The organism is Luteimonas notoginsengisoli, from assembly GCF_042648885.1.
In the GTDB taxonomy this organism is placed as follows: Bacteria; Pseudomonadota; Gammaproteobacteria; order Xanthomonadales; family Xanthomonadaceae; genus Luteimonas; species Luteimonas notoginsengisoli.
In genome coordinates, this window is the sequence record NZ_JBHRYF010000001.1 from 398,395 (window position 1) to 404,867 (window position 6,473).

At 70.1% G+C, this 6,473-nt stretch carries 8 protein-coding genes and 1 pseudogene; 5 read left to right on the forward strand and 4 right to left on the reverse strand.

The features are described from left to right. Positions 1 to 86: 86 nt before the first annotated feature. The gene (locus tag ACFOM9_RS01775; RefSeq protein WP_386705600.1) at positions 87 to 896 is read right to left on the reverse strand and encodes a kinase; all 810 of its coding nucleotides are present in this window, start codon (positions 894 to 896) and stop codon (positions 87 to 89) included. A gap of 17 nt (positions 897 to 913) precedes the next feature. Here ACFOM9_RS01775 and pdxH point away from each other — a divergent pair, with 17 nt between their 5' ends. From pdxH to ACFOM9_RS01795, 4 genes are all read left to right on the forward strand, one after another. After that, positions 914 to 1,516: a pyridoxamine 5'-phosphate oxidase gene (gene pdxH / locus ACFOM9_RS01780; protein ID WP_386705602.1), complete on the forward strand. Its 603-nt coding sequence runs from the start codon at positions 914 to 916 to the stop codon at positions 1,514 to 1,516. A gap of 92 nt (positions 1,517 to 1,608) precedes the next feature. After that, complete coding sequence (locus ACFOM9_RS01785; protein WP_386707237.1) at positions 1,609 to 2,403, forward strand: cobalamin-binding protein; 795 nt, start codon at positions 1,609 to 1,611, stop codon at positions 2,401 to 2,403. A gap of 303 nt (positions 2,404 to 2,706) precedes the next feature. Next, positions 2,707 to 3,102 (forward strand): DoxX family protein, encoded by a 396-nt coding sequence (locus ACFOM9_RS01790; RefSeq protein WP_386705605.1) that lies wholly within the window; start codon positions 2,707 to 2,709, stop codon positions 3,100 to 3,102. A gap of 26 nt (positions 3,103 to 3,128) precedes the next feature. Continuing rightward, complete coding sequence (locus ACFOM9_RS01795) at positions 3,129 to 3,563, forward strand: hypothetical protein (RefSeq protein WP_386705607.1); 435 nt, start codon at positions 3,129 to 3,131, stop codon at positions 3,561 to 3,563. A 25-nt stretch (positions 3,564 to 3,588) separates the two neighbouring features. Here ACFOM9_RS01795 and ACFOM9_RS01800 read toward each other — a convergent pair whose 3' ends face one another. From ACFOM9_RS01800 to ACFOM9_RS01810, 3 genes are all read right to left on the reverse strand, one after another. Further along, entirely contained in the window at positions 3,589 to 4,098 is a 510-nt protein-coding gene (locus ACFOM9_RS01800; RefSeq protein WP_386705610.1) for a DUF4426 domain-containing protein, read from the reverse strand. Next, the gene (proC, locus tag ACFOM9_RS01805; protein ID WP_386705613.1) at positions 4,091 to 4,969 is read right to left on the reverse strand and encodes a pyrroline-5-carboxylate reductase; all 879 of its coding nucleotides are present in this window, start codon (positions 4,967 to 4,969) and stop codon (positions 4,091 to 4,093) included. The genes ACFOM9_RS01800 and proC overlap by 8 nt, the downstream gene beginning before the upstream one ends. Positions 4,970 to 5,102: 133 nt before the next feature. Then, a complete protein-coding gene (locus ACFOM9_RS01810) occupies positions 5,103 to 5,843 on the reverse strand; it encodes a YggS family pyridoxal phosphate-dependent enzyme (protein WP_386705615.1) in 741 nt (246 codons plus the stop codon). A gap of 158 nt (positions 5,844 to 6,001) precedes the next feature. On the opposite strand from ACFOM9_RS01810, the pseudogene ACFOM9_RS01815 reads away from it, so the two are divergent. Beyond that, positions 6,002 to 6,473: pseudogene (locus ACFOM9_RS01815) on the forward strand (type IV pilus twitching motility protein PilT); the annotation flags it as partial.

Consider the following 6,473-nt stretch of genomic DNA (forward strand, 5'->3'; position numbering starts at 1 on the left):
GCGCTCGCGGCCTTCCAGGAATCCGAAAGCTCGCAGCTGACGCCGCTCCTGTTGGTCCAGTCTTCTTCTTTGGCCGCGCGGCGCCGCTACAGCAGCCGCCGCTGTGCATCCAGCCGTACGACGCGATCGGCGATGCCCGGGAGCGTCCGCATCGCCTGGCGGCTGGTCCGTTCGAAAAACTGCACGAAGCGCCCGACCTGTTCGCGGCGCATGGCCTGGCGGTCGGGATGCCTGGCCTGGAGCGCCTGCTCCTGCTGCCAGCGCCAGCGTGGCACGACGTCCAACCCGGGCCCCTGCAGGAACAGCAGGTGGTCGATGCGCCGCCACAGCGTGGGGTACTCGCGGCCGAGCGCGTCGTTGCACCAGTGGCGCCAGCGGCCGTCGCGATCCTCGTCGCCTTCGAGGGCGTTGACTGGCTCGACCAGCGCCGCGGCCGGTTCCGCCGGGGTGCCGAGGAACCAGCCTTCGAACAGCACCAGCCCGACCGGCCCGGCGCGTGGCCAGTCGGACACCGGCAGGCGGCGATCGCCGAGCTTGTCGAATCGCGGCAGCGCGACCGTTTCGCCGGCGCGCAGGGCATCGAGCGTGCGGCAGGCCAGGCCCACGTCGTGCGTCCCGGGCGGCCCGCGGGTGGCCAGCAGCGGATGCACGTCCCGCGCAAGCGCGGTGCGTTCATCGTGGTCGAGATAGGCGTCATCCAGCGACAGCACCGCGACCGCGATCCCGCGCTGGCTGGCCAGTGCGGCGACCTGCGCGGCCAGGGTGGATTTTCCGCTGCCCTGCAGGCCGGTGATGCCTTGGACGCCGCCTCCGCGCGCGAGCGCGGCGTCGAGGCAGGAGGCGACGAAATCGCCGGGAAAGCCCTGCGCGTCGCCGGGATGCGGAGCGGTGGACATCGGGCCACAATACCGCAATGAACCCGCCCGACCTCCACGCCGAAGCCCTCGCCACGTTCGACCAGCTGTTCGACGAAGCCCTGTCCGCCGGCGAACCCGACCGCACCGCGATGGTGGTCGCCACCGCCTCGCTCGATGCCTGTCCCTCGGCACGCACGGTGCTGCTCAAGGCCTTCGATGCACGCGGCTTCGTTTTCTACACCCACCTCGACGGCCGCAAGGGCCGCGAGCTGCAGGCCAACCATCGCGCCGCGCTGCTGTTCCACTGGCCACGCGTGCGCAGTGGCGTGCAGGTGCGCGTCGAAGGCGACGTGGAACTGGTGAGCGACGAGGAAGCCGACGCCTACTTCGCCACGCGGCCGCGCGGCAGCCAGGTCGGTGCGTGGGTGTCGAAGCAGTCCGAAACGCTGGAGTCGCGCGAACAGTTCGAACGCGCGCTGCAGGCCGCCGAGCGCGAGTTCGAAGGCCGCGACGTGCCGCGCCCGCCGCGCTGGACCGGCCTGCGCGTGAAGCCGCATCGCATCGAGTTCTGGTACGCCGGCGATTCGCGCCTGCACGAACGCTGGTTGTACGAGGGCGACGTGACGGGGGCCTGGACGAAGCGGATGCTGTATCCGTGACCAGCAAGGAGGCGGGGTTCGATGCTGCGGTCACCGAAGGGCGCGGCTGCCGAATTCCCGCACCGCTGCCGGCTTCCCGGTCGCGGCAGGCGATCGGACCGCAACGCATTGTCTGCCTGACCGAGGAGCCGACCGAGGTGCTGTACGCGCTCGGCGAGGAGGATCGGATCGTCGGCATCAGCGGCTTCACCGTGCGGCCACCGCGGGCGCGGCGGGAGAAGCCGAAGGTCAGTGCGTTCACCAGCGCGAAGATCGACGAGATCCTGAAGCTCGAGCCGGATTTCGTGGTCGGCTTCTCCGACATCCAGGCCGACATCGCGGCCGAACTCGTGCGCCATGGCGTCGAGGTCTGGATCAGCAACCATCGCAGCGTCGACGGCATCATCGACTACGTGCGGCGCCTGGGTGCGCTGGTCGGCGCGGGCGACGCCGCCCACGCCTACGCCGACGAGCTGCAGCGCGGGCTCGACGCCATCGCCGCCGACGCCGCGCGCCTGTCGCGGCGCCCGCGGGTGTACTTCGAGGAATGGGACCAGCCGCCGATCACCGGCATCCGCTGGGTCGCCGAGCTGGTGCGCATCGCCGGCGGCGACGACGTGTTCCCGGAACGCGCGGCCGAGCCCTTGGCGAAGCAACGCATCCTCGCCGATCCCTTGGACGTGGTACGCCGTGCGCCGGACATCATCCTCGGCTCGTGGTGCGGCAAGAAGTTCCGCCCGGAGAAAGTGGCCGCGCGCGCCGGCTGGAGCGCGATACCCGCGGTGCGCGACGGCGAGCTGCACGAGATCAAGTCGCCGATCATCCTGCAGCCGGGGCCGGCGGCGCTGACCGACGGCGTGCGCGAGATCGCCCGAATCATTCGGGAGTGGGCCGGGCGCCACGGCTGAGGCCGCGGGATCACCGGGAAAATATGTCACCGGATTCCCGCCTTCGCGGAGATGGGATCCAAACGCCTTCCCGCTTCATTCGCCGATACGCCCGGTTTGCAGGGAAGGCATCGTCCGCCCCGATATCGTCATTCCCGCGCAGCGGGGATCCTCGTCCCGGGGAGTGTCGGAGGGCGGCCGCCGCGCGGGCCGGAGGGCCGCCAGAGAGCGGCCCGTGAAGGGGCGCCGGCTCCACCGGCCTCGAAGGACGCCCGACTCCCCGATTCTGCCATCATGCACGCGCCATCAAACGGGGACACGGCCATGAACCAGGCAGCGATGCAGGACTTCGGCAAGCTCGTACTGCGCATCGCGCTGGGCGCACTGATCCTGCTGCACGGCGTTTCGAAACTGAAGAACGGGCTCGGCCCGATCGAGGGCATGCTGGTCGCCAACGGCCTTCCCGGTTTCCTCGCCTACGGCGCACTGGTCGGCGAGGTACTGGCGCCGCTGATGCTGCTGTTCGGCGCGTACGCGCGCATCGGCGCGGCCATCGTCGCGATCAACATGCTGTTCGCCTTCGGGCTGGCGCACATGGGCCAGCTCGGCCAGCTCAACGACCAGGGCGGCTGGGCGCTTGAACTGCAGGGCATGTTCCTGATCACCGCGGTGGCGATCATGCTGCTCGGTCCGGGGCGCTACGCGATCAACCAGCGCTGATCGTGGCCGGGTGGCGGCATGGCTGGATGGCCGCTTCGGTGATCGTGGCCTGTGCCGGATGCTACCCGGCTCCGCATACGGAATGGTCGCGTCCGGAAATCTCGGGAAACTATGTGCTCGACGGCCATCCAGCGCGTGGAGTCGAAGTCTTCCTCGGATACTCGCACGACGGGAGCAATCCGTGCCCTGCGCTTGAGCGCGTTGCCGTGACTGACGCAAGCGGAAGCTTCCATGTCGATCCGGAAACGGAATGGGTGTGGTGGCGGGATCTGCTGAATGGCGACCGGATCGGCCAACAGCACTTTCTCTGCTTCCAGAGTGCGAATGGCCGCCTGCTCGCAGGCGAGTTCTCCACCTGGAGGATGCGCTACGAGCATGTCCATCTCTCGTGCAAGTCGCCTCCGGTCGAGTCGCAGCGGCCTCTCGAATCCCCGAAGGTTTGCTACCTCGGCCGCAACTGACGAGCCGGAGCGGGAGCCATCCGCCTCAGCGCGGGAAGAAGTCCCGATTGAAGCGGAGCCGCATCGGCGGCTCATCTTCGAGCGCCGCCGTGACGTCGAAGCGCAGCGTGTCCGGCGCGATCACGCGGGCGGTGCCGACGTAATCGATGAAGCCCTGCCCAGGGCCTGATCCCGGAGCGCTGCTGCGTACTTCGCGCATCGCCAGCTCCTGGCGCTTGCCGAGCAGGTCGACGGCCACGGCGGTGACGCGCGCCGGCAGCGCCACTTCGTTGCCATTGCCATCGTCGCGGCGCACGCCGACCAGCAGCATCACCGTGCCGGTATCGCGCTCGATGCCGTACTGGCGCGCGACCGCTTCGCCCAGGCCTTCGGTGGCGATCGCGTTGGCGCGCACGACGACATCGCCGACCCGCGCGCTGGCGTCCTGCCGCGCCTGCCCCTGGCTGGCGGCCGGGCCGGGTGCGCTCCCGCCGCAGCCGGCGAGGGCTGCCGTGAGGATGAGCGTTAAGGCGCGGCGAAACAGGGCGTCAGTCATTGGCGGCCGACAGCGCGTGTCCGCGCGCGGTGGCGCTGGCGATGGCCCGGTCCACCAGCTCGCGCAGGCCGCCGGCCTCGAAGGTTTCGACCGCCGCCTGGGTGGTGCCGCCGGGCGAGGTGACGCGTCGGCGCAGTTCGGCCGGCGATGTGTCCGATTCGGTGAGCATGCGTGCGGCGCCCAGCACCGTCTGCAGCACCAGGGTCCGGGCGGCGTCGTCGGGCAGGCCCTGCCGTTTTGCCGCGTCTTCCATCGCCTCGGCCAGCAGGAAGACGTAGGCCGGGCCGCTGCCGGACACTGCGGTGACCGCGTCCATCTTCTCCTCGTCGTCGATCCACACCGTCGCGCCGGCGCTCGACAGCAGCTCCTCGGCCTGCGCGCGGCCCTGCGCGCCGACCTGGGGCGTGGCGAACAGGCCGGTCACGCCCGCGCCGAGCAGGGCCGGGGTGTTGGGCATGCAGCGCACGATCGGTGTCGGGGCATCGTCGCCATTTCCGCCCAGCCAGCGCGCGATCTGGGCCGAAGTGATGCCGGCGGCGATCGAGATCACCAGCGGCCGCTGCGCCCTTGCCTGCGGCGCGAGCGCCTCGCAGACCTGGCGCAGGACCTGCGGCTTGGTCGCAAGCACCCACACGCCGGCGCCTTCGACCGCCTCGGCCCCCGACTCGAAGGCCTCGATGCCGAAGTCGCCCGTCAGCGCCGTGCGCGCGGCCTCGACCGGTTCGGCCACGCGGATCGAATCGCCCCGCACGCCACGCGCAACCAGCCCGCAGATCAGGCTGCGGGCCATGTTGCCGCCGCCGATGAGGGCGATAGTCGAAGAGCGGGGAAGGGGCGGGATCCGGGACTCGGGATTCGGGGAGGCGGTCATCGGCGGTCGGACACGGTGCGGGCAGGACTACGATGGTAGGGCATCCGCGCGAACCGCCGGTCGCGTGCAAGGCGGCCGGCCTGACCGCACGCGCAAGCGACCCGCAACAACAGGTCGCACAAGCCGATGTCTCCTACGAACCCGTGTCGCCGGGCCCCGGAGCGCGGCGCCCGAACAGCGCCGTCCCCACCCGCACCATCGTCGCCCCTTCGGCGACGGCCAGCTCGAGGTCGTCGCTCATGCCCATCGACAGCGTGTCGACCTGCGGATGGCGCGCCGCCAGCGCATCGAACAGCGCCTTCATGCGACCGAACGCCGCGCGTCGCCGCGTGGCGTCGGGGTGCGGTGCGGGAATCGCCATCAGCCCGCGCAGCAGTAGCCGGGGTTGGGCTTCGATCGCGGCGGCGATGGCCGGTACCTGTTCGGGCACGCAGCCGTGCTTGCTGGCCTCGTCATCGATGTTCACCTGCACCAGCACGTTCAGTGGCCGCAGGTCCGGCGCGCGATGGCGGGCGAGCGCGGCGACCAGCTTGTCGCGGTCCACGGTCTGCACCCAGTCGAATGCGAGCGCCGCTTCGCGGGCCTTGTTCGACTGCAGGTGGCCGATCAGGTGCCACTCGAGCGTTTGCCCAGCCAGTGCCGCCTGCTTCGCCAGCGCCTCCTGGACGTAGTTCTCGCCGAAGGCCGGCGCGAACGCAGCGCTGTCGGGAAACGCGCCGGATGCGCTGGCCGCACGCAGGGCATCGGCCATTTCCGCGACGGCCGTCGCAGGTTGCGTCTTCGACACCGCGAGCAGGCGCGGCTGCGGGCGCCCGGCGTCGCGGGCCGCCGCGGCAAGGCGTTCGAGGACGTGGTTCAGGGCTTGCGTATCCATGCGGTTCCGGCAGGGGGCGGACTGGATTTCCGGCGCGGGTCCGGGGCTATACTGCCGCGCAGGGGTTACACAATTCCAGTCGCAGTGCCAGGGGAGCATGCATGGATATCGCCGAACTGTTGGCGTTTTCGGTCAAGAACAAGGCATCGGACCTGCACCTGTCGGCAGGCCTGCCGCCGATGATCCGCGTCGACGGCGACGTGCGCCGGATCAACATCCCGGCACTGGACCACAAGCAGGTGCACGCGCTGGTGTACGACATCATGTCGGACAAGCAGCGCCGGGACTACGAGGAGTTCCTCGAGGTCGACTTCTCGTTCGAGATCGCCGGCCTGGCGCGCTTCCGCGTCAACGCGTTCAACCAGAACCGCGGCGCGGGCGCGGTGTTCCGCACGATTCCGTCCGAGGTGCTCACGCTCGAGGACCTGGCCACGCCGCGGATCTTCAAGGAGCTGATTGACCAGCCGCAGGGCCTGATCCTGGTCACCGGCCCGACCGGTTCGGGCAAGTCGACCACGCTCGCGGCGATGGTCGACCACGTCAACAAGACCGAGTACGGGCACATCCTCACCATCGAGGATCCGATCGAGTTCGTGCATACCGCGCAGAAGTGCCTGATCAACCAGCGCG

Coding starts and splice junctions, on each gene's coding strand:
- ACFOM9_RS01795 (WP_386705607.1), top strand. CDS start 3,129: ATGGCCGCTTCGGTGATCGTGGCCTGTGCCGGATGCTACCCGGCTCCG.
- ACFOM9_RS01800 (WP_386705610.1), bottom strand. CDS start 4,098: ATGACTGACGCCCTGTTTCGCCGCGCCTTAACGCTCATCCTCACGGCA.
- ACFOM9_RS01810 (WP_386705615.1), bottom strand. CDS start 5,843: ATGGATACGCAAGCCCTGAACCACGTCCTCGAACGCCTTGCCGCGGCG.
- proC (WP_386705613.1), bottom strand. CDS start 4,969: ATGACCGCCTCCCCGAATCCCGAGTCCCGGATCCCGCCCCTTCCCCGC.
- pdxH (WP_386705602.1), top strand. CDS start 914: ATGAACCCGCCCGACCTCCACGCCGAAGCCCTCGCCACGTTCGACCAG.
- ACFOM9_RS01775 (WP_386705600.1), bottom strand. CDS start 896: ATGTCCACCGCTCCGCATCCCGGCGACGCGCAGGGCTTTCCCGGCGAT.
- ACFOM9_RS01790 (WP_386705605.1), top strand. CDS start 2,707: ATGAACCAGGCAGCGATGCAGGACTTCGGCAAGCTCGTACTGCGCATC.